At 70.0% G+C, this 21,079-nt stretch carries 15 protein-coding genes; 11 read left to right on the plus strand and 4 right to left on the minus strand.

The window, feature by feature from the left end:
- Window positions 1-13: 13 nt before the first annotated feature.
- Window positions 14-304 carry a 30S ribosomal protein S6 gene (gene rpsF, locus AB0435_RS00485; protein ID WP_058045341.1) on the minus strand — a complete coding sequence of 97 codons (291 nt, stop codon included), beginning with the start codon at window positions 302-304 and terminating at the stop codon, window positions 14-16.
- 276 nt (window positions 305-580) lie between these two features.
- Between rpsF and AB0435_RS00490 the strand changes: the two genes are divergently transcribed.
- The 3 genes from AB0435_RS00490 to AB0435_RS00500 all read left to right on the plus strand — a co-directional run bounded on the left by AB0435_RS00490 (window position 581) and on the right by AB0435_RS00500 (window position 3,246).
- Entirely contained in the window at window positions 581-910 is a 330-nt protein-coding gene (locus AB0435_RS00490; RefSeq protein ID WP_366425838.1) for a hypothetical protein, read from the plus strand.
- Between the two features lie 101 nt (window positions 911-1,011).
- Window positions 1,012-2,130, plus strand: coding sequence for a peptidoglycan bridge formation glycyltransferase FemA/FemB family protein (locus AB0435_RS00495; protein ID WP_301894099.1), 1,119 nt, complete (start codon window positions 1,012-1,014; stop codon window positions 2,128-2,130).
- Between the two features lie 84 nt (window positions 2,131-2,214).
- The gene (locus tag AB0435_RS00500; RefSeq protein WP_366425839.1) at window positions 2,215-3,246 is read left to right on the plus strand and encodes an alanine racemase; all 1,032 of its coding nucleotides are present in this window, start codon (window positions 2,215-2,217) and stop codon (window positions 3,244-3,246) included.
- A gap of 32 nt (window positions 3,247-3,278) precedes the next feature.
- Here AB0435_RS00500 and AB0435_RS00505 read toward each other — a convergent pair whose 3' ends face one another.
- Entirely contained in the window at window positions 3,279-4,772 is a 1,494-nt protein-coding gene (locus tag AB0435_RS00505; protein ID WP_366002163.1) for a glycosyltransferase 87 family protein, read from the minus strand.
- A gap of 133 nt (window positions 4,773-4,905) precedes the next feature.
- Complete coding sequence (locus tag AB0435_RS00510) at window positions 4,906-7,560, minus strand: transglycosylase domain-containing protein (protein ID WP_366425840.1); 2,655 nt, start codon at window positions 7,558-7,560, stop codon at window positions 4,906-4,908.
- A gap of 360 nt (window positions 7,561-7,920) precedes the next feature.
- On the opposite strand from AB0435_RS00510, the gene AB0435_RS00515 reads away from it, so the two are divergent.
- From AB0435_RS00515 to AB0435_RS00525, 3 genes are all read left to right on the plus strand, one after another.
- Window positions 7,921-8,589 carry a helix-turn-helix transcriptional regulator gene (locus AB0435_RS00515; RefSeq protein WP_366002161.1) on the plus strand — a complete coding sequence of 223 codons (669 nt, stop codon included), beginning with the start codon at window positions 7,921-7,923 and terminating at the stop codon, window positions 8,587-8,589.
- 49 nt (window positions 8,590-8,638) lie between these two features.
- Window positions 8,639-9,721: an inositol-3-phosphate synthase gene (locus AB0435_RS00520; protein WP_366425841.1), complete on the plus strand. Its 1,083-nt coding sequence runs from the start codon at window positions 8,639-8,641 to the stop codon at window positions 9,719-9,721.
- Between the two features lie 151 nt (window positions 9,722-9,872).
- On the plus strand, window positions 9,873-11,141 hold the full coding sequence (locus AB0435_RS00525) for an MFS transporter (RefSeq protein WP_366002159.1): 1,269 nt from the start codon (window positions 9,873-9,875) through the stop codon (window positions 11,139-11,141).
- Window positions 11,142-11,228: 87 nt separating this feature from the next.
- Here the strand turns inward: AB0435_RS00525 and AB0435_RS00530 are convergent, their stop codons facing one another.
- Complete coding sequence (locus tag AB0435_RS00530; protein WP_366002158.1) at window positions 11,229-12,704, minus strand: CCA tRNA nucleotidyltransferase; 1,476 nt, start codon at window positions 12,702-12,704, stop codon at window positions 11,229-11,231.
- Window positions 12,705-12,911: 207 nt separating this feature from the next.
- Between AB0435_RS00530 and AB0435_RS00535 the strand changes: the two genes are divergently transcribed.
- The 5 genes from AB0435_RS00535 (at window position 12,912) to AB0435_RS00555 (ending at window position 21,013) form a co-directional block, all read left to right on the plus strand.
- Entirely contained in the window at window positions 12,912-15,203 is a 2,292-nt protein-coding gene (locus AB0435_RS00535) for a DUF6049 family protein (protein WP_366002157.1), read from the plus strand.
- Window positions 15,204-15,248: 45 nt separating this feature from the next.
- On the plus strand, window positions 15,249-17,489 hold the full coding sequence (gene murJ, locus AB0435_RS00540; RefSeq protein WP_366002156.1) for a murein biosynthesis integral membrane protein MurJ: 2,241 nt from the start codon (window positions 15,249-15,251) through the stop codon (window positions 17,487-17,489).
- 109 nt (window positions 17,490-17,598) lie between these two features.
- On the plus strand, window positions 17,599-19,314 hold the full coding sequence (locus tag AB0435_RS00545) for a protein kinase family protein (protein ID WP_366425842.1): 1,716 nt from the start codon (window positions 17,599-17,601) through the stop codon (window positions 19,312-19,314).
- A gap of 32 nt (window positions 19,315-19,346) precedes the next feature.
- Window positions 19,347-20,036: an RNA polymerase sigma factor SigM gene (gene sigM, locus AB0435_RS00550; RefSeq protein ID WP_366002154.1), complete on the plus strand. Its 690-nt coding sequence runs from the start codon at window positions 19,347-19,349 to the stop codon at window positions 20,034-20,036.
- The gene (locus tag AB0435_RS00555; protein ID WP_366425843.1) at window positions 20,033-21,013 is read left to right on the plus strand and encodes an anti-sigma factor; all 981 of its coding nucleotides are present in this window, start codon (window positions 20,033-20,035) and stop codon (window positions 21,011-21,013) included. Before sigM ends, AB0435_RS00555 begins: the two co-directional genes overlap by 4 nt.
- Window positions 21,014-21,079: the final 66 nt, after the last annotated feature.

Consider the following 21,079-nt stretch of genomic DNA (forward strand, 5'->3'; position numbering starts at 1 on the left):
GAACCGCTGGGGTTCAGTGGGTCTCGGGACGGAGGACCTTGGTCCGGAGGACCGACTCGTTCAGGTTCATCTGGCGGTCGAGCTCCTTGACGACCGCAGGCGTGGCCTGCAGGTCGATGACCGAGTAGATGCCCTCGGGCTTCTTCTTGATCTCGTACGAGAGACGACGACGGCCCCAGGTGTCGACCTTCTCGACCTTTCCGTTGCCCTCACGGACGACGGAGAGGAAGTTCTCGATCAGCGGGGAGACAGCGCGCTCCTCGAGATCGGGGTCGAGGATGACCATCACCTCGTAGTGACGCATGTGGAACCCACCTCCTTTGGACTCAGCGGCCACGGTCGTTCCGTGGCAGGAGGGTCGTGATGCGTAAGCAACGGTATCGGCCGACACTGACATTCAGCGGAGAGTCCCTGGGTCGCCCCTGGGACCGAAGCTGGGTCTGGGCAGACACCGGTGCAGACCGTACACAGTACCCGCACTCGGGCTTCCGGTTGAAATCGAGCGGTCCCGCACCGCAATCTGGACGCATCGGGTGTGACCGGCGCTACAGTGCGCCGCCTGCCTTCAGGAGGTAGCCCCATGACACAGGCAGCTCGCCAGCCCCGCGGCCCCCGGGCGCTGATCAACTCGGCTCTCAACAGCGACGGCAAGCCCCATCCGCTCGAGAACACCTTCGCCGCGGTGACCATCGCGCTCGGCGCCCTGGCCTTCATCAGCTCGGCATTCACCAACCTCCACCTGCTCAGCTCCTGGAGCGGCCTCGTGGGCATCCTCACGGGGGCGTACGGCCAGTTCATATCGGCGACGACCGGCGAGCGCTTCCTGCTGATCATCGGGCTCGGGGCCGCCGCCGTGGGCTTCTTCCTGGGCATGGCGCACGGCGGACTCTTCGGGGGTGTGATCGGGTAGCGGCGGGGACGCCCAGACGAGGCGCTCCTTGGTCGCAGTAGGCTTCGGCGCGAGAGCCGGAGCCCCGACCCTGGGGACACACCTGCCGAGGAGCGCCCCGCATGAGCCTGACCCTGAGGACAATCAGCCGAGAGCAGCATCTGGCTTACATCCAGAGCCTGCCCGCGGCGAGTCACATGCAGGTGCCGGCGTGGGCCGATGTGAAGGCCGAGTGGCGCTCGGAGAATCTGGGCTGGTTCGACAAGAACGGCCAGCTCGTCGGCGCGGGCCTGGTGCTCTACCGCCAGCTCCCCAAGATCAAGCGCTATCTGGCCTACCTCCCCGAGGGCCCGGTCATCAACTGGTTCTCCCCGAACCTCGAGGACTGGCTGCGCCCGATGCTCGCCCACCTCAAGCAGCAGGGCGCCTTCTCCGTGAAGATGGGCCCGCCGGTCGTCATCCGGCGCTGGGACTCGAACGCCATCAAGTCCGGCATCGCCGACCCCGACGTCAAGCGGCTCCGGGACGTCGAGGCCACCCACATCGAGCCCCGCGCCTTCGAGGTCGCCGACCAGCTGCGCCGTATGGGCTGGCAGCAGGGCGAGGACGGCGGCGCCGGCTTCGGTGACGTCCAGCCGCGCTACGTCTTCCAGGTGCCGCTGTCGAACCGCTCCCTCGAGGACGTCCACAAGGGCTTCAACCAGCTGTGGCGGCGCAACATCAAGAAGGCCGAGAAGGCCGGCGTCGAGGTCGTCCAGGGCGGCTACGAGGACCTGCCCACCTGGCAGCACCTCTACGAGATCACGGCCGAGCGCGACAAGTTCCGCCCGCGCCCGCTCAGTTACTTCCAGCGCATGTGGTCGGCCCTCAACACCGAGGACCCCAACCGCATGCGGCTGTACTTCGCGGTGCACGAGGGCGAGGCCGTCGCCGCCGCCACGATGCTGATCGTCGGCGGACACGTCTGGTACTCCTACGGCGCCTCCGCCAACCACAAGCGCGAGGTCCGTCCGTCGAACGCGATGCAGTGGCGCATGCTGCGCGACGCCTACGCCCTCGGGGCGAGCGTCTACGACCTGCGCGGCATCGGCGACTCCCTCGACGAGAGCGACCACCTCTTCGGCCTCATCCAGTTCAAGGTGGGCACCGGCGGCCAGGCCGCGGAGTACCTCGGCGAGTGGGACTTCCCGCTCAACAAGCTGCTCCACAAGGCCCTCGACATGTATATGTCGCGCCGCTGACCCCTCCGTTCCACCCCGCAGTACCGCCGTCAGGCACACGAACACGTCATCCAGCAGGCACAGGGAAAGGCTCCGGGACCGGCCATGGCGCTCACGCTCTACGTCGACACCGCGCGTTGGCGGGCACACCAGCAGTCCATCCTCCAGCAGTTCCCGGGCATCGTCCCGGTCTGCAAGGGCAACGGCTACGGCTTCGGCCACGAGCGGCTGTCCGACGAGGCGACGCGCTTCGGCTCGGACATCCTCGCCGTGGGCACGACCTACGAAGCGGCCCGGATCAAGGACTTCTTCAGCGGCGACCTGCTGGTGCTCACCCCCTTCCGGCTGGGTGAGGAGCCGGTCCCGCTGCCCGACCGGGCCATACGGTCCGTCTCCTCGGTCGAGGGGGTGCGCGGCCTGGTCGGCGCCCGGGTCGTCATCGAGGTCATGAGCAGCATGAAGCGGCACGGCATCAGCGAGGAGGACCTCCCCAAGCTGCACGCCGCCATCGAGGACGTGCGCCTGGAGGGCTTCGCGATCCACCTCCCGCTGGACCGCACGGACGGCTCCGACGCGGTCCAGGAGGTCAGCGCCTGGATGGAGCGGCTGCGCAACGCCCGGCTGCCGCTGCACACCATGTTCGTCAGCCACCTGAAGGCCGATGAACTCGGGCGGCTCCAGCAGCAGTTCCCGCAGACCCGCTTCCGCGCCCGCATCGGCACCCGCCTGTGGCTCGGCGACCACGACGCCACGCAGTACTGCGGCGCGGTCCTGGACGTCACGCCGGTGGCCAAGGGCGACCGCTTCGGCTACCGCCAGCAGAAGACCGCGGGCGACGGCTACCTCGTGGTGGTGGCGGGCGGCACCTCGCACGGCGTCGGCCTGGAGGCGCCGAAGGCGCTGCACGGCATGATGCCGCGCGCCAAGGGCGTCGCCCGCGCGGGCCTCGCGACCATGAACCGCAACCTCTCGCCGTTCGTCTGGGCGGGCAAGCAGCGCTGGTTCGCGGAGCCCCCGCACATGCAGGTCTCGATCCTCTTCGTGCCGGGCGACGTCGCCCCGCCGCAGGTGGGCGACGAGTTGGTGGCCCACCTGCGGAACACCACCACCCAGTTCGACCGTCTTCTCGACCACTGACCCACCCCCTGGGTACGGGGCCCGGAGCCGCCCTACCGCGGGCGGCTCTCCGTCCCCCATTGGACATACGTGCCGTGGGCGTGCTCCGTGGGCCGGGACCGGCGCGCGGAGCCGAGGACGAATATGTCGGGCGCCCCGTCCAGCACCCCGCCCGAGGGGTCGTCCGAGCCGTCCCTGCGGACGACGTCCCGCTCCGGCAGCAGGATGTCGCGCACGACGATCGCGCAGAGATACAGCGTCCCCAGCAGGTGGACGGCGATGGCCAGTTGATAGCCCTCGGTGGGCAGCCCCTGGTGCTTGTCGCCGCTGCCCGTGTAGGCGAGATACATCCAGATGCCGAGGAAGTAGAGCACCTCGCACGCCTGCCAGACGAGGAAGTCGCGCCACTTGGGGCGCGCCAGCACCGCGAGCGGGACGAGCCACAGCACGTACTGCGGCGAATAGACCTTGTTGGTGAGGATGAAGAGCGCCACCAGCAGGAAGGCCAGCTGCGCGAAGCGCGGGCGCCTGGGGGCGAAGAGCGCCAGGGCACCGACGCCCAGCGAGCCCAGGATCATCAGCAGCGTCACGTAGGTGTTGGCGTTGCTCAGCGGGTCGCCCGTGCGCTGGGAGATCAGGAGCCAGATCGAGCCGAAGTCGATCGGGCGCTCCTGGCTGAAGGTGTAGAACTTCGCCCAGCCCTCGCGGATGTGGAACCCGCTCCCGTCGTGCGTGATCATGACCGGCAGGTTCACCACCAGCCAGGCCGCGGCCGCGGACAGCGCCGCCGTACGGAAGGCCCGCAGCCGGCCCGCCCGCCAGCACAGGACGAACAGCGGGCCCAGGAGCAGCAGGGGATACAGCTTGGCGGCGGCCGCGAGCCCGATCAGCACGCCCGCCAGAGCCGTCCGGCCGCGTGACCACATCAGCATGGCGGCCGCGGTGAGCGCGACCGCGAAAAGGTCCCAGTTGACGGTGGCCGTCAGGGCGAAGGCGGGTGCGAGGGCGATGAGCAGGGCGTCCCAGGGCCTGCGCCGGTGGGTGCGCGCCGAGCAGACCGCGATGACCGCGGTGCAGGCCATCAGCATGCCCGCGTTGACGAACCAGTTGAGCTGCTCGCGATGCTGGAGAGTGCCGCCGCCGGGCGTGAGCCAGGCGGCGACCTGCATGAACAGGCCGGTGAGGACCGGGTATTCCAGATAGTCCATCCCGCCGGAGACGGCCTGGGGAATGCGGTCGAAGTACGGGATCAGCCCGGTGTCGAAGCCGCGCCCGCTGTACAGGTGCGGGATGTCGGAGTAACAGGCGTGGGTGTACTGGGTGGTGGCGCCGAAGAACCAGCCGTAGTTGTAGCACGGCATCTTCTGCACCATACCCAGGGCGAACATCCCGATCGCCACGAGCGCGATCACCCGGACAGGCGTCCACCAGCTCACGCCGATCAGCGCCCGGCGCCCCACCGGACCGCCGATGAGCTCGCTGCCGGCTGCGGCCACCTCGTCCTCGACAGTGGGCCGTACAAGCTGATCGTCCCGCTCGCTCCTCATGTGACCATCCTGCCGTACGGCGCCAGTCGCCGTCGGAGCCTGTGGATAACCTCGAGGGCCGCCTCACGCGAACGCGGGACGGCCCTCGGGTCGGATGGCTCAGCCGAGTCTCTCGGCCTTGTGTTTGAGCTGGTCAGCCACGCATTCCGGCGAACAGCCCACCAGGTCGCCCGTAGCTGGGCTCCGCGGACGGCGACTCACCGGGGTAGCCACCGGGCCCGCCGATGCCGCCCGGTCCACCACCCGGACCGCCGTCGGTCCCGCCGTTGTGGCCCCCGGGCGGGCAGTGGCGGTCGAACGGCGAGCAGGGCTTGCTGGCCGACGGGCTGGGCGAGGCGGGCTTCGACGGGGTCGCCGACGGGGTCTGCGACGGGGTCGCCGAGGGGGTCGTGGACGGGACCGCGCTGGGCGAGGGCATCGCACCGTCCCCGAAGACCTTCTGACCGATCGGCTTCGCCGGATCGAACTGCTCGACGGGCTGGCCCTTCAGCGCCTTGCCCATGTAGTCGGCCCAGATGTCCGCCGGGAACGACGCACCGTGAATGGTCTCCTTGCCGCCCACGCCACGCATGGAAAGAAATTCCTGCTTCTTGGCATTGGGGTCGACGCGGTACATACCGATCGAGGTGGACAGCTGCGGGGTGTAACCCGCGAACCACGCCGAGCGGTTGCCGTCGGTCGTACCCGTCTTGCCCGCCACCGGACGGTCGCCGAGCTGCGCCGACGTACCGGTACCCGCCTCGACGACGGTCTTCAGCACATCGGTGACGTTGTTGGCGACATTCGGATCGAAGGCCAGCTTGCTGGACACCTCGTGCGCGAAGACCGGCTTTCCGTCCTTCTCGACCTTCTCGACCGAATACGGATCGATCTGCTTTCCACTGGCCGCGAAGGTCGCGTAGGCGCCCGCGAGGCGGATGGCGCTCGGCGCCGAGGTGCCCAGGGAGAAGGTCGGGGTCGTCGAGGCGAGCTGGTCCTTGTCCAGGCCCGCCTTCAGGGCCGCTTCCTTGACCAGGTCGGTGCCGACGTCCATACCGAGCTGGATGTACGGCGTGTTCACCGAGAACTGCATGGCGGTGCGGAGGGAGATGGGTCCCTTGTCCTCGTCACCGTCGTTCGGCTGGTGCCATTCGCTGCCGTCGGTGTCGTCGTGCCAGATCTTGCCGTCGTACGTCCTGAGCGTCAGCTTGTTGTTGCCGTTGTAGACGCTCTCCGGCGAGACGAGAGTGCGCTGACTGTCGTCCTGTGTCGGGCCCAGCGAAGGGTCCCGCTTGCCGTGCGTCATCGCGGCCGCGAGCACGAACGGCTTGAAGGTCGAACCGACCTGCACACCGGTGTAGTCGGCGTTGTTGGTGTAGTGCTCCAGCGCGTTCTCGCCACCGTAAATGGCGACGATCTTGCCGGTCTTCGGGTCCACGGAGGCCCCGCCGAACTGGACGTATTTGTCGACGTCCCGCACATCGGGCTTGATATTGGCCTTGCGGACGTCCTCGACGGCCTTGGAGAGATAGGCGACCTTGTCGCGGTCGAAGGTCGTGTGGATCTGATATCCACCGCGGTCCAGCTGGCTCTTGCTGATCCCGGAGTGGGCGACGATGTAGTTGTCGGCGAGATCGGTGAGATAGCCGATCTGGCCGGCCCGGTTGGTCGCGGGCTTGGGCGGCTGCGGCTTCGGGAAGCCCTTCTTCACCCAGTCATCGCGCTCGGCGGCCTCCATGTGGCCGACCTGGACCTCACGGTCCAGGGTCCACTTCCACCGGTCCGAGGCCCTCTTGAGGTTCTTCTCGGGCGTCGCCGCCGGGCCTTGACCGCCATAAGGGTCGTAGAGGTTCGGGCCGTTCAGCGTCGCCGCGAGATAGGCGCTCTGGCTGGGCGTGAGCTGGGTGCAGTCCGTGTCGAAATACGCCCGCGCCGCGGCCTGGATGCCATAGGCACCACGCCCGTAATAAGCGGTGTTGAGATAGCCCGCGAGGATCGAGTCCTTGTCCTTGGTGGCTCCGACCTTTATGGAGATCAGCAGCTCGGTGGCCTTGCGCTTGAGCGTCTGCTCCTGGCTGAGATAGGTGTTCTTCACGAACTGCTGGGTGATCGTGGAGCCACTCTGGACCTCACCGCCCTGCGCCATCTTGACGACCGCGCGCAGGATGCCCATCGGGTCGACGCCCCAGTCCTTGCGGAAACTGGCGTTCTCGGCGGAGATCACCGCGTCCTGCATGGACTTGGGGATCTTGGAGATCGGCACGATCTGGCGGTTGAGGGCACCACCGCCCGCGACGACCATCTGCTTGCCGTCCGCCCAGTAATAGACGTTCTTCTGGACGGCCGCCGCCTTCTGCTCGCTCGGCACCTGCACCACCGCGAGCGCGATGCCCACGGTGCCGAGGATGAGCGCGACGAAGGTGAAGCACGCGCCCAGGACCAGCTTCCAGGACGGCAGCCAGCGCCGCACGCCCGTCTTGCCCGCCCGGGGATAGTCGATGAAGCGCTTCTTCCCCGGCCGGCCGCCGTCCCTGCGGCCTCGGCCGCCGCCCGCGGGGCCCGGGGCTCCCGGGCGTCTGCGCCCGCCGCCCCCGCCCCCGCCTCCACCGCCGCCTCCGCCACCGCGCTGGTTCGCGCGGCGGGCCTCGGCACGGCTGCCGTACTGGGAGCCTTCACCGCGACCGGTACCCGGCGCGGCGGAACTGCTTGGTGGTGCGGCACGGCGGCCGGACGTCGGCTGGGCCGCGCGCCTGGCCGCGGCTCGTCCGCCGCCCTGAGGCTGCGGCGGCTTGCGGCGGTGCTCGCTCATCGAACGACTACTCCTCGGGCAGGCACGATCGCCTGGAAGCGGCAGGTGGCTTGCTTTCCCCCCGATGCGCTGTCCGGTAGCCCCCCTGCGCAACCGGGCGCACTGCATCCGGGACGAGGACGCCTGACGAAGTCACTCGGTTCCCGGTGGTCTGCATGGCGCACAGACTACGCACGGTCAAATCGCTCCCACTGCGGATGTTCACTCCAATTCAGGCAGGTTGTGTCCCACGAATCGGTGATGTGACCTCGTTCACCGCGCCCCCTCTTGTCGCATCAGGATGCTCGTTCTATCGTCTGGATGTATCGAGTCGATACATCAGCTCGGCATAAGGGACCTAAGGGACCAAGGAGGCGACATATGAGCAGACGCTCCGGCATCCTCGAGTTCGCCATCCTCGGCCTGCTCCGCGAGTCCCCGATGCACGGCTATGAACTGCGGAAACGCCTCAACACCTCACTCGGGGTGTTCAGGGCGTTCAGCTATGGCAGCCTCTACCCCTGCCTGAAGACTCTCGTCGCCAACGGTTGGTTGATCGAGGAACCGGGCAGCGCCCCGGAGGACGCCCGCGCGGCGTCCCTCGCCGGGCGGCGGGCGAAGATCGTCTACCGGCTGACGGCCGAGGGCAAGGAGCACTTCGAGGAGCTGCTCGCCCACACCGGCCCGGACGCCTGGGAGGACGAGCACTTCGCCGCCCGCTTCGCGTTCTTCGGGCAGACCTCGCGGGACGTACGGATGCGGGTGCTGGAAGGCCGCCGCAGCCGGCTGGAGGAGCGCCTGGAGAAGATGCGCGCCTCCCTGGCCCGTACCCGCGAGCGGCTGGACGACTACACCCTCGAGCTCCAGCGGCACGGCATGGAGTCGGTGGAGCGCGAGGTCCGCTGGCTGAACGAGCTGATCGAGAGCGAGCGGTCCGGGCGCGACATGCGCCGGGGCGGCACTCCGCAGGACACATCAGGAGATACGGGCGGCACGCACCGGGACCGGGGGAGTTCCCGGACCGATCCGTCCGATCCCACTGCCAAGTGAGCTCTGCACTCCGCAGGGCTTTGTCGAGTACAAACAGGGAGCAACCGGAATGGGTTCGGTTCGCGTAGCCATCGTCGGCGTGGGCAACTGCGCCGCCTCGCTGGTGCAGGGCGTCGAGTACTACAAGGACGCCGACCCGAACGGCCGCGTGCCGGGTCTGATGCACGTGCAGTTCGGCGACTACCACGTGCGTGATGTGGAGTTCGTGGCCGCTTTCGACGTCGACGCGAAGAAGGTCGGCCTCGACCTCGCCGACGCCATCGGCGCCAGCGAGAACAACACCATCAAGATCTGCGACGTGCCGGCCACCGGCATCGCCGTCCAGCGTGGCCACACCCACGACGGCCTGGGCAAGTACTACCGCCAGACCATCGAGGAGTCCGCCGAGGCCCCGGTCGACATCGTCCAGACCCTCAAGGACAAGCAGGTCGACGTCCTCGTCTGCTACCTCCCGGTGGGCTCCGAGGTCGCCGCGAAATTCTACGCGCAGTGCGCCATCGACGCCAAGGTCGCCTTCGTCAACGCCCTGCCGGTCTTCATCGCCGGCACCAAGGAGTGGGCGGATAAGTTCACCGAGGCGGGCGTCCCGATCGTCGGTGACGACATCAAGTCGCAGGTCGGCGCCACGATCACGCACCGCGTGATGGCGAAGCTCTTCGAGGACCGGGGCGTCATCCTGGACCGCACGATGCAGCTGAACGTCGGCGGCAACATGGACTTCAAGAACATGCTCGAGCGCGAGCGCCTGGAGTCCAAGAAGATCTCCAAGACGCAGGCCGTCACCTCCCAGATCCGCGACCGCGAGCTGGGCGAGGACAACGTCCACATCGGCCCGTCCGACTACGTGGCCTGGCTGGACGACCGCAAGTGGGCCTACGTCCGCCTCGAGGGCCGCGCGTTCGGCGACGTCCCGCTGAACCTGGAGTACAAGCTCGAGGTCTGGGACTCCCCGAACTCCGCCGGTGTCATCATCGACGCCGTGCGTGCCGCCAAGATCGCCAAGGACCGCGGCATCGGCGGCCCGATCCTCTCCGCCTCCTCGTACTTCATGAAGTCGCCGCCGGTGCAGTACTTCGACGACGAGGCCCGTGAGAACGTCGAGAAGTTCATCAAGGGCGAGGTCGAGCGCTGAAGCAGCGCACAGAGGCCGCGGAGCGCCGTGCGGGACGCCGCACCCCGCTCTGGCTGTGCCTGACGCACCACGGGTGACTGATCCACCGCGGTGATCGTGGGCCCCCGGGTAATGCACCCGGGGGCCCACGCGGTGTGTGAGGCTGGGCCGCATGCCTGTTGTGCGCGACCTGCACGTCCTGCTCCAACTGCCGGACTTCCGGCGCCTGCTGACCGTCCGACTGCTGTCGCAGGGGGCTGACGGCGTCTACCAGGTCGCGCTCGCCGCGTACGTCGTCTTCTCCCCCGAGAAACAGGCATCCCCCGCCGCCATCGCCTCCGCCATGGCCGTCCTGCTGCTGCCGTACTCGCTCCTCGGCCCGTTCGCCGGCGTGCTGCTGGACCGCTGGCGCCGCCGCCAGGTCCTGCTGCACGGCAATCTGCTGCGTACGGCGCTGGCCACCGGCACCGCGATCCTCATCGTCGCCCGCGTCCCCGACTGGCTCTTCTACGCCTCCGCCCTGTCGGTCACCGCCGTCAACCGCTTCGTCCTCGCCGGGCTCTCCGCCTCCCTGCCCCGCGTCGTCGACTCGCCGGACCGCCTGGTCATGGCCAATGCCCTCTCGCCGACGGCCGGGACGCTCGCGGCGACCGCGGGCGGCGGGCTCGCCTTCATCGTGCGCCTGGTGGCCCCCGAGGGCACGAGCTCCGACGCCGTGGTCGTCCTCTTCGGCGCGCTGCTCTATCTGGCCGCCGCCCTGTGCTCCCTGAGCATGCCCGTCGACCTGCTGGGGCCGGACGTCCGCACGCCCAGGTCGGAGCTGCGCACGACGCTGCTGGCCACCGTCGGCGGGCTGGCCGCCGGACTGCGGCACCTCGCGGAGCGCCGCACCGCCGCCCGCGCTCTCGCGGCGATGACCCTGATGCGGTTCTGCTACGGCGCGCTGACCGTCACCGTCCTGATGCTCTGCCGCTACGCGTGGGCGGACTCGGAGTCCGACGGGCTGGCCCTCCTCGGCCTCGCCGTCGCGGTCTCGGGGGCGGGGTTCTTCGCGGCGGCGGTCATCACCCCCTGGGCCGTGGGCCGGCTGGGGCGGCTCGGCTGGATGCTGGTCTGCGCGCTGGCCGCGGCCGTCCTGGAGCCCGCGCTCGGCCTCCCCTTCGAACACGGCCCCATGCTGATCGCCGCCTTCGTCCTGGGCCTCACCACACAGGGCGCGAAGATCGCCACGGACACGGTGGTCCAGTCATCGGTCGACGACGCTTTCCGGGGGCGGGTCTTCTCGCTCTACGACGTCCTCTTCAACACGGCCTTCGTCGGCGCCGCGGGCGTGGCGGCCCTGATGCTGCCACCCGATGGCAGGTCGCCCGCGCTGGTGGTGACCGTGGCCCTGATCTACGCCGCGGTCGCCGCGGCCCTGGCGGGGCTCCGCCGTTCCTGACAGACGAAGGGGCGGTGTTTCACGTGAAACACCGCCCCTCGGCGACACCACTCGCCGCTGTTTCACGTGAAACAGCGGCCTCGGGCCTCAGTCCTGCGTGGCCCACCACTCCTTGAGAGCCGCGACGGCAGCGTCCCGCTCCATCGGGCCGTTCTCCAGACGCAGCTCCAGGAGGTGCTTGTACGCCTTGCCGATCTGCGGGCCCGGGCCGACGCCGAGGATCTCCATGATGTCGTTGCCGTCCAGGTCCGGACGGATCGCGTCCAGCTCTTCCTGCTCCTGGAGCCGCGCGATGCGCTCCTCCAGGCCGTCGTACGCGCGCGACAGAGCGTTGGCCTTGCGCTTGTTGCGCGTCGTGCAGTCGGAGCGCGTCAGCTTGTGGAGCCGCTCCAGCAGCGGACCCGCGTCCCGGACGTACCGGCGCACGGCGGAGTCGGTCCACTCGCCCGTGCCGTAGCCGTGGAAGCGCAGGTGGAGCTCGACGAGCTTCGAGACGTCCTTCACCAGCTCGTTCGAATACTTGAGCTTGGTCATCCGGGCCTTGGTCATCTTCGCGCCCACCACCTCGTGGTGGTGGAAGGAGACCCGGCCGTCCTTCTCGAAGCGACGGGTCCGCGGCTTGCCGATGTCGTGCAGCAGCGCCGCCAGGCGCAGGACCAGGTCCGGGCCGCCCCCGGGCACGTCGCGCGGGGCCTCCAGGTCGATGGCCTGCTCCAGGACGATGAGCGTGTGCTCGTACACGTCCTTGTGCCGGTGGTGCTCGTCGCGCTCCAGGCGCAGCGCCGGGAGCTCCGGCAGGACGAGGTCGGCGAGGCCGGTGTCGACGAGGAGCTTGAGGCCCTCGCGGGGGTGGGCGGAGAGGATCAGCTTGTTGAGCTCGTCCCGGACCCGCTCGGCGGAGACGATCTCCAGGCGGCCGGACATCTCCGTCATCGCGGTGACGACCTCGGGCGCGACCTCGAAGTCCAGCTGCGCGGCGAAGCGGGCGGCCCGCATCATGCGCAGCGGGTCGTCGGAGAAGGACTCCTCCGGGGTGCCGGGGGTGCGCAGGACCCGCGCGGCCAGGTCCTCCAGGCCGTTGTGCGGGTCGATGAACTCCTTCTGAGGCAGCGCGACGGCCATCGCGTTGACTGTGAAGTCACGACGGACGAGGTCGTCCTCGATGGAGTCGCCGTAGGAGACCTCCGGCTTGCGCGAGGTGCGGTCGTACGCTTCCGACCGGTATGTCGTGACCTCGATGTCGAAGTCGGACTTGCGGCATCCCACGGTCCCGAAGGCGATGCCGACCTCCCAGACCGCGTCGGCCCACGGCCGGACGATCTTCAGTACGTCATCGGGGCGGGCGTCGGTGGTGAAGTCCAGGTCGTTGCCGAGCCGGCCGAGCAGCGCGTCCCGCACCGACCCGCCGACCAGGGCAAGCGTGAACCCGGCCTCCTGGAATCGGCGGGCGAGGTCGTCGGCCACGGGGGAGACCCGCAGGAGCTCGCTCACGGCACGGCGCTGCACGTGGCTGAGCTCGTTCGTCGACGACTGGAGGTGGCTGTCATTGTTGGCGTTCGGCACAACAGAACAGGGTACGTGGCCACACGCCCGAGGGCCTCCTCGTTACGGGCGCATGGCGCCGGTCAGCACAAAGCGGGCGCAGCCGGGACATCGGGCGCGGTGGCGATCTTGCGGAGCGGACCGCGGCACTTCGCCACAGCGGGCCTCGTTACCATTCGTGGACGCATAACCGACGACCACTGACGACGACGAGGGACGGGCGAGCGCGTGGCCGAGGCGGCAGAGTTCCAGGGGACGACCTCCGCTCCTGCCTGCCGGTGGGCCCGGCACCTCGCGACGGTGCTGGTCGGTCTGCTGCTGCTCATGGGTCTGGTGCAGCTCCCGGCGGCACCGCGGGCCCACGCCGAGTCGGCCGGCTCCCGCACGGTCGACGTCTCCATCGGCTCCCTGACGCCCGTCGCGCCCACGCAGAACGACACGGTCACCGTCTCGGGCACGGTCACCAACAACGGCGGCTCCACGGTCACCGACGCCCACGTGGGCCTGCGGGTGGGCCCGCAGGTCAGCGGGCGCAGCGACATCGACGACATCGGCGGCCGGTCCGGCTTCTCGGAGGGCTCCGACGGGCCCGAGCTCGGCGGCCACACGCAGAAGATCGACAAGCTGGCTCCGGGTGTCAGCCGCGAATTCAGCGTCTCGCTGCCCGCGAAGGACCTGAACCTCGGCGGGGACGGCGTCTATCAACTGGGCGTCTCCCTCTCCGGACAGACCTCCGGCCAGCCGTACGAGCGGGTGCTGGGCATCCAGCGGACCCTGCTCCCCTGGCAGCCGTCCGCGACAGAGGGCAAGAAGACGCGGCTCACCTTCCTGTGGCCGCTGGTCTCCGCGACGCATCTGACCGCCCGCACGGAGTCCGACCAGCAGCAGACGCCGATCTTCCCCAACGACGACCTCGCCGCGGACCTCGCGCCGGGCGGCCGGCTCCAGCAGCTGGTGGCGCTGGGCAAGAACCTGCCGATCACCTGGGTGATCGACCCCGATCTGCTCGCCACAGTCGAGGCCATGACCAAGAGCTACAAGGTCGACGGCCCGGACGGTAAGAGCACGCCGGGCAAGGGCCAGCTGGTCGCCAAGCAGTGGCTCAGCCAGCTCCAGACAGCCGTCGCCGGCGATCAGGTGGTGGCGCTGCCGTTCGGTGACCCGGACCTGGCGTCGCTCGCGCACCACGGCAAGGAGGTCCCGGGCAGCCTCAGCCACCTGCAGTCCGCCACGGAGCTCGCCGCGACCACCGTGGACACCATCCTCGGTGTGAAGCCGCGCACGGACTTCACCTGGCCCTACGAGGGCGCGGTCGACTCCTCGATCATCGACGTGGCCACCTCCGCGGGCGCCCACAACGTCATCGCCCGCAGCGACAGCCTCCGCGAGAACCGCGCCTCGTACACCCCCAGCGCGGCCCGCCAGATCGGCGGTGGCAACACGGCCGTCGTCGCGGACGACCGGATGTCCACCGCGTTCCAGGGCGATCTGATCCGGGCCGACGACTCCTCGCTCGCCATGCAGCGCTTCCTGGCCCAGAGCCTGCTGGTGAACAAGCAGGCGCCGGACGACGAGCGCAGCATCGTCGTCGCTCCGCAGCGCATGCCCACCACGAGCCAGGCGCAGGCGATGGCGGCGGCCCTGGGCGGCCTGACGGACGGGCGCTGGACGCAGCCCGTCGACCTCGGCGACGCGGCCAAGGCCAAACCCGACCCGGCCGCCAACCAGCAGGTGCCGGGCCCGGGCGCGTACCCCGAGTCGCTGCGCAAGCAGGAGCTGTCCACCGACGCGTTCGAGGAGATCCAGAAGACCCAGGAGACCCTGGACAGCTTCAAGGTGATCCTGACCTCGCAGGACCGGGTGGTCACCCCGTTCGGCAGCGCGATCATGCGGGAGATGTCCAACTCCTGGCGCGGTGACAGCCGCGGTGCGGCGGAGTTCCGCAACGCCGTGCAGTCATATCTGGACCAGCTCAAGCGCCAGGTGCAGCTCATCCCGAAGTCCGACGCCACCCTGTCAGGGCGCAGCGCGACGATCCCCGTGACAGTGCGCAACGGCCTCCTCCAGGGCATCTCCGGGCTCCGGCTCGTCCTCGAATCCAGCCGGCCGAACCGCCTCAAGGTGGGCGAGGCCCAGCAGATCAAGATCGACGGCGGACACAGCCAGTCGGTGAAGTTCGAGACGCACGCCAATGCCAACGGCCCCGTCCAAGTGACGGCGCGGCTGTACACGGACGACGGCCAGCCCTACGGCGACCCCATCTACTTCACTGTGCATGTCACGTCCATCACCCCTATGGTGCTGGTCGTCATCGCCGGTGGCGTACTCCTTCTGGTCCTCGCGGGCCTGCGCATCTACATCCAGCGCAAGCGGTCCGCCGCGGGTGGGACGGCGGACGGGGGAGACTCCGGGACCGGCGGTCCGGGCGACGACAGCCCCCAGCAGCCGGACGACCCGGCTCCGGACACCGGATCGGAAAGCACTGACCGATCCGGCGCAGGTGAGAAAGTGGACCGTTGACGTGTAGTGGGGCCGGCCGGCCGCGGACGATGAGGTGGGGTAGCGATGAACGCGCCGTACGACGGTGACCGCGGGCAGGGCGCGGGCGGTGAACAGCGGGGTCCGTACCCGCCGCCTCCGCCTGCCCCGGACTCGTCCCGTCCGGGCCCGTACGCCCAGGACCCCTATCTCCGGGACGCGTACGCCGCGCACCCCTACCCCGAGCACGACCCGGCCGCCCAGGACCCGGTGAGCGACGCGCTCTACGACCGTGCCGCGCATCCCCCGCCGCCGCCCGGCACGTACCAGAACACCTTCCCGCTCCACCAGCAGCAGTCCGCCCCGCAGCAGGGCCCGGACCCCCTGCTGTGGGCGCCCGAGCCGCAGCAGCCCGGCGCCCCCGCGCGTCCGTACGGCGACGAGCCCACGACGCAGTTCCCGGGGATCGGCGGGCTCGCCGGGCCGGCCTCCCCCGACGACCGCCCGGAGCGGGACGCCTTCGCGCACCTGTACCGGGACCAGCAGCAGCCGTACGAGCCGCAGCGCCCGTCCGGTCAGCCGGTCCCGGCGCCCGGCCAGTACACCGCCCCGGCCCCGCAGGCCCCGGCGCCGGTGCCCGAGCCCGCGTCCGTCTCCGAGACGGAGGCCCCGTCGGCCCCGGTGAAGGGCGGCAAGGCGGCGAGCCTGCTGAAGTCGAGCGCGGTGATGGCCGCGGGCAGCTTCGTCTCCCGCATCCTGGGCTTCGCCCGCAACCTCGTGATGGCGGCGGCGCTCGGCGTCGGCACGCTCAACGACAGCTACCAGGTCGCCAACACCCTGCCGACGATGATCTACATCCTCGTCGGTGGCGGCGCGCTGAACGCCGTGTTCATCCCGCAGCTCGTGCGGTCGATGAAGAACGACGAGGACGGCGGCGAGGCGTACGCCAACCGGCTCTTCACCCTCGTCGTGGTCCTCATGGGCGCGGTCACGACCGTCTGTGTCCTGGCGGCTCCGCTGCTGGTCGGCCTGATGATGCCGGACAACGGCGACAGCCCCGGCCAGTTCGACGTCGCCGTGGCGTTCGCCCGCTACTGCCTGCCCACCATGTTCTTCATGGGCGTGCACATCGTCATGGGCCAGATCCTCAACGCCCGCGGCAAGTTCGGCGCCATGATGTGGACCCCGGTCCTCAACAACGTCGTCGTCATCGCCACCTTCGGCGCCTTCATCTGGGTCTACGGCGGCTTCCACACAAGCGGCGTCAGCGCGGCCAACATCCCCTCCGAGGGCGTGCGGCTGCTCGGCATCGGCACCCTGCTCGGCCTCGTGGTGCAGGCGCTGGCGATGTTCCCGTACCTCCGCGAGACCGGCTTCCGGCTGCGGCTGCGGTTCGACTGGCGCGGCCACGGCCTCGGCAAGGCCATGGGTCTCGCCAAGTGGACGTTCTTCTTCGTCCTCGCCAACCAGCTCGGCATGGTCGTCGTCACCCAGCTCGCCACCCGCGCGGGCGCCCTCGCCGAGAAGGCGCACCACCAGGGCACCGGCATCACGGCCTACAACTTCGCGCTCCAGCTCTGGCAGATGCCGCAGGCCATCATCACGGTCTCGGTGATGACCGCGGTCCTCCCCCGGATCTCCCGCGCCGCCCACGACGGCGACGTCGCGGCCGTCCGCGACGACCTCTCCCACGGTCTGCGCACCTCGGCCGTCGCGATCGTGCCCTGCGCCTTCGCGTTCCTCGCGCTCGGCGTGCCGATGGCCACGCTGATGTTCTCCAGCTCCGGCACCGGCGGCGCCATGAACATCGGCTTCATCCTGATGGCCTTCGGCCTCGGCCTCATCCCGTACTCCGCGCAGTACGTGATCCTGCGCGGTTTCTACGCCTACGAGGACACCCGCACCCCCTTCTACAACACCGTGATCGTCGCGGGCGTCAACGCGGTCGGTGCCGCCCTCAGCTTCGTCGTCCTGCCGGCCCGCTGGGCCGTGGCCGGCATGGCCGCCTCGTACGGCCTGGCCTACGCCGTGGGTGTCGTCGTCGCCTGGCGCCGGCTGCGTACCCGCCTCGGCGGCGACCTGGACGGCTCCCACGTCATCCGCACCTACGCCCGCCTGGCCGGCGCGTGCATCCCCGCCGCCCTCATCGGCGGGGCCGTCGCCTACGGCATCGGTGAAGTTCTCGGTCACGGATTTGCCGGTTCGCTCGCGGCTCTGATCGGCGGCGGTCTCATCCTGATCGGCGTCTTCTATATCGCCGCCAAGCGGATGCGCGTAGAGGAACTGACCGCCATGGTCGGTATGGTCCGCGGACGGCTCGGACGCTGACCGGAGCACAACCATCGCCCGCCGCCGCGTGTCGTGCATAGCGCCGGACTGTGGGCACAATTGTCTTGGCTGTGGACAGCGTGCAACGGATGGGGAGGCAGGAACGACGGTGGCGGAACGGAGCACAGCTGCCGTCGACGTGGCAGACAACAGCGGCGGCAAGCCGCTGACCGCCAAGGCGGACAAGGCCACGACCGACGGGGCGCAGGCCGCGATCAAGACCGGTACGCACAAGGACACCGCGCGCGCGGAAGCCCCGAGCACCGCGCGCGACGCCGAGAGTCCCGAACTCCACAGCGGCCACAAGCTCGCCAAGCGGTACCGCTTGGAGGAGTGCGTCACCCGTCTGGAGGGATTCAGCAGCTGGCGCGCGGTCGACGAGAAACTCCGCCGCGCCGTCGGCGTCCACATCCTCCCCGCCGAGCATCCGCGCGCCCGCCCGGTGCTCGCCGCCGCCCGCTCCGCCGCCCTGCTCGGCGACCCCCGCTTCGTCCAGGTCCTCGACGCCGTCGAGGAGAACGAGCTCGTCTACGTCGTCCACGAATGGCTGCCGGACGCCACCGAGCTCAGCTCCGTGCTGGCCTCCGGTCCCATGGAGCCGCACGACGCCTATCAGCTCGTCAGCCAGGTCTCCCAGGCCATGGCGGCGGCCCACCGCGAGGGCCTCGCCCACCTCCGGCTCCACCCCGGCTCCGTGCTGCGCACCGAGTCCGGGCAGTACCGCATCCGCGGCCTCGCCGTCATGGCCGCCCTCCGCGGCATCTCCTCCGACCACCCCCAGCGCACCGACACCGAGGCCATCGGCGCCCTGCTGTACGCCGCGCTGACCCAGCGCTGGCCCTACGAGAGCAACGCGTACGGCCTGCCGGGCCTGCCCAAGGGCACCGGCCTCATCGCCCCCGACCAGGTGCGGGCCGGGGTCCACCGGGGCCTCTCGGAGCTGGCGATGCGCGCGCTCGTCAACGACGGGGCCACCGCGTCACGACAGGAAAAGCCGTGCGCCACGCCGGAGGAGCTGGCCAAGGCTGTCGCCGCGATGCCGCGCATCCGGCCGCCGGAGCCCTCCTTCACCACGCCGTCGAGCGGCTATCCCCGCACGACGTACCAGCAAGGCACGTACGGAGGGCCGCCGGCCGGCGGCGGCCGGGCCGCGCAGCCCGCGCCGGTGCCCCCGCCGCCCCCGCTCCAGAGCCGCACGGGGAGGGCACTGAAGTGGTGCGTCTCCGCCCTGCTCATCGCGGCGCTGGGGCTGGGCAGCTGGCAGCTGGCGGACACGCTGCTCAAGGAGGGGGACTCCTCCAGCGGCGGGAACCACGCGCCGTCCGACGACAGCGAGAGCGACAAGAAGCCGGCCATAAAGAAGCTGCCCATCCAGCAGGCGACCGAGTTCTCGCCCAAGGACAGCCCCATGGCCGGAGCCAAAGCCGCCCTGGCCGTCGACGGTGACCCCAATACCGCCTGGATCACCAAGGCGTTCTACGGCCACTCGAACTTCGGGAATCTCGGCAACCGCTCGGAGGGCAGCGGCATCGTCGTCGACCTCGGCAGCGTCAAGAGTGTCACCGGCGTCGACGTGAACATGTACGCGGCGGGGCAGACCGTGGAGGTGCTCGGCGCAGACCCGTCGGCATCCGCTCCCTCGCAGCTCGACGACTTCCCGACGAAGATCATCGGTAGCGACCAGGTCGGCGGCGAGCTGAAGGCGAACGCCGGCAAGCCGGTGAAGACGCGCTACGTACTGATCCACATCACCGACCTGCCGCCGGAGCCTGGAGGCGGCGCCTACCGAGGCGGCATCAAGGAGATCAAGGTTCTCGGCAGCTAGCCACTCCGAGCCCAGGGGGGAGGGTCTCGACGTTGGACGACGTCACGCGCAACGGCACGAGCGACGCCGAACTCCTCGCCCGCCACGTGGACGGCGATCCTGACGCCTTCTCGGAAATAGTGCGGCGCCACCGGGACCGCCTCTGGGCCGTGGCGCTCCGCACACTCGGCGACCGGGAAGAGGCCGCCGACGCCGTCCAGGACGCGCTGGTCTCCGCCTACCGGGCCGCCCACACCTTCCGCGGCCAGTCCGCCGTCACCACCTGGCTGCACCGCATCACCGTCAACGCCTGTCTGGACCGGGCCCGCAAGGCCGCCTCCCGGCGCACCGCACCGCTCGCCGAGACCGAGCGGCTCGAGCAACTCCTCGAACCCCATGAGTCCGCGGCCGCGCCCGCGGAGCGCGGCGATCTGCACCGCGAGCTGCTCCAGGCACTGGCCACCCTGCCACCCGACCAACGCGCGGCCCTCGTCCTGGTCGACATGCAGGGGTATCCCGTCGCCGAAGCGGCCGAGGTGCTGGGCGTGCCCATCGGCACCGTGAAGAGCAGATGCGCGCGAGGACGGGCCAGGCTGCTGCCCATGCTCACCCATCTGCGCGCCGACGGCATGGGTAGCCCGCCCCTCGACGGGGGAAGGAACCGGTCGCAGGGGACGTCCGTCCCACCACCGGCAGGACAGAGTGACGCGGATCCAGTGAAGGGTGGAGGTGGGCGAGCGTGACTTCGACGACCGGCACGGATGAGCACCCGGAGGTCGCGGAGATCTCCGCGCTCGCCGAGGGCGCTCTGTCGCCGTCGCGGTCGGCGGACGTGCGGGAGCACTTGGCCGACTGCCCGCTGTGCGCGGATGTCCGGACCTCCCTGGACGAGATCCGCACCCTGCTGGGCACCCTTCCCGGTCCCACCCGGATGCCCGACGACATCGCCGAACGCATCGACGCGGCCCTCGCCGCGGAGGCCCTCCTCGACTCCACCGCACACACCGCGACCGTCATGGATGACGACGACGCGCTGGTTTCACGTGGAACGAGCACCCCTGAGCCCGTTTCACGTGAAACGGCGGCACGGACCTCGCGGCACGTTTCACGTGAAACCGCGGCGCCCGCTCCCGAGCGTGTTTCACGTGAAACCAGCGACCACCGCCCGGCCGCACGCCCTCGCGCCGCGACCGGGCCGGGCCGACAGGCACCTTCACCCGGCAGGCCCCGCCCGGGTCGCTCCCGACGGTGGCCCAGGGTCCTCCTCGGCACCGCGTGTGCCGCCGCCGTGCTCGGAGTGGGCAGCCTCTTCCTCCCGTCCGAGGGCAGTGAGGGCCACCACAGCCCCCAGGCGCAGGAGAGCCAGTCCCCGGCCGCCCTCGCCTCGGGTGACCTCAAGACCCGGGTGCACGACCTGCTGAAGGTGTCCTTCAAGGCCACGGAGCCCCGGGGCAAGAGCTCGGAGAACGCTCCCGAGACGATGTTGCGCGACAACGGCGCCGACGCCCCCGCCTGCGTCCAACAGGGCATCGGCCGCCCGGAACCCTCCCTCGCCGCACAGCCGGACAGCTATAAGGGCGAGAGCGCTTATCTGGTGGTCATGCCGCACCCCACCGACGCGTCGCTCGTCGATGCCTATGTCGTCGCGTCGGCCTGTGTCGGCACCACTCCCACGGCGCCCGGGAAGGTCCTGCTGAAGCAGACCTTGCCTCGCTACTGAGTGGCTCCTGAGCACTGCCGGCGCCTCTCGGGAATGCTCGCCCCGTAGGATCCGTTGGGTGGGGTG

This window comes from Streptomyces sp. NPDC051173, assembly GCF_040689515.1.
Lineage (GTDB): Bacteria > Actinomycetota > Actinomycetes > Streptomycetales > Streptomycetaceae > Streptomyces.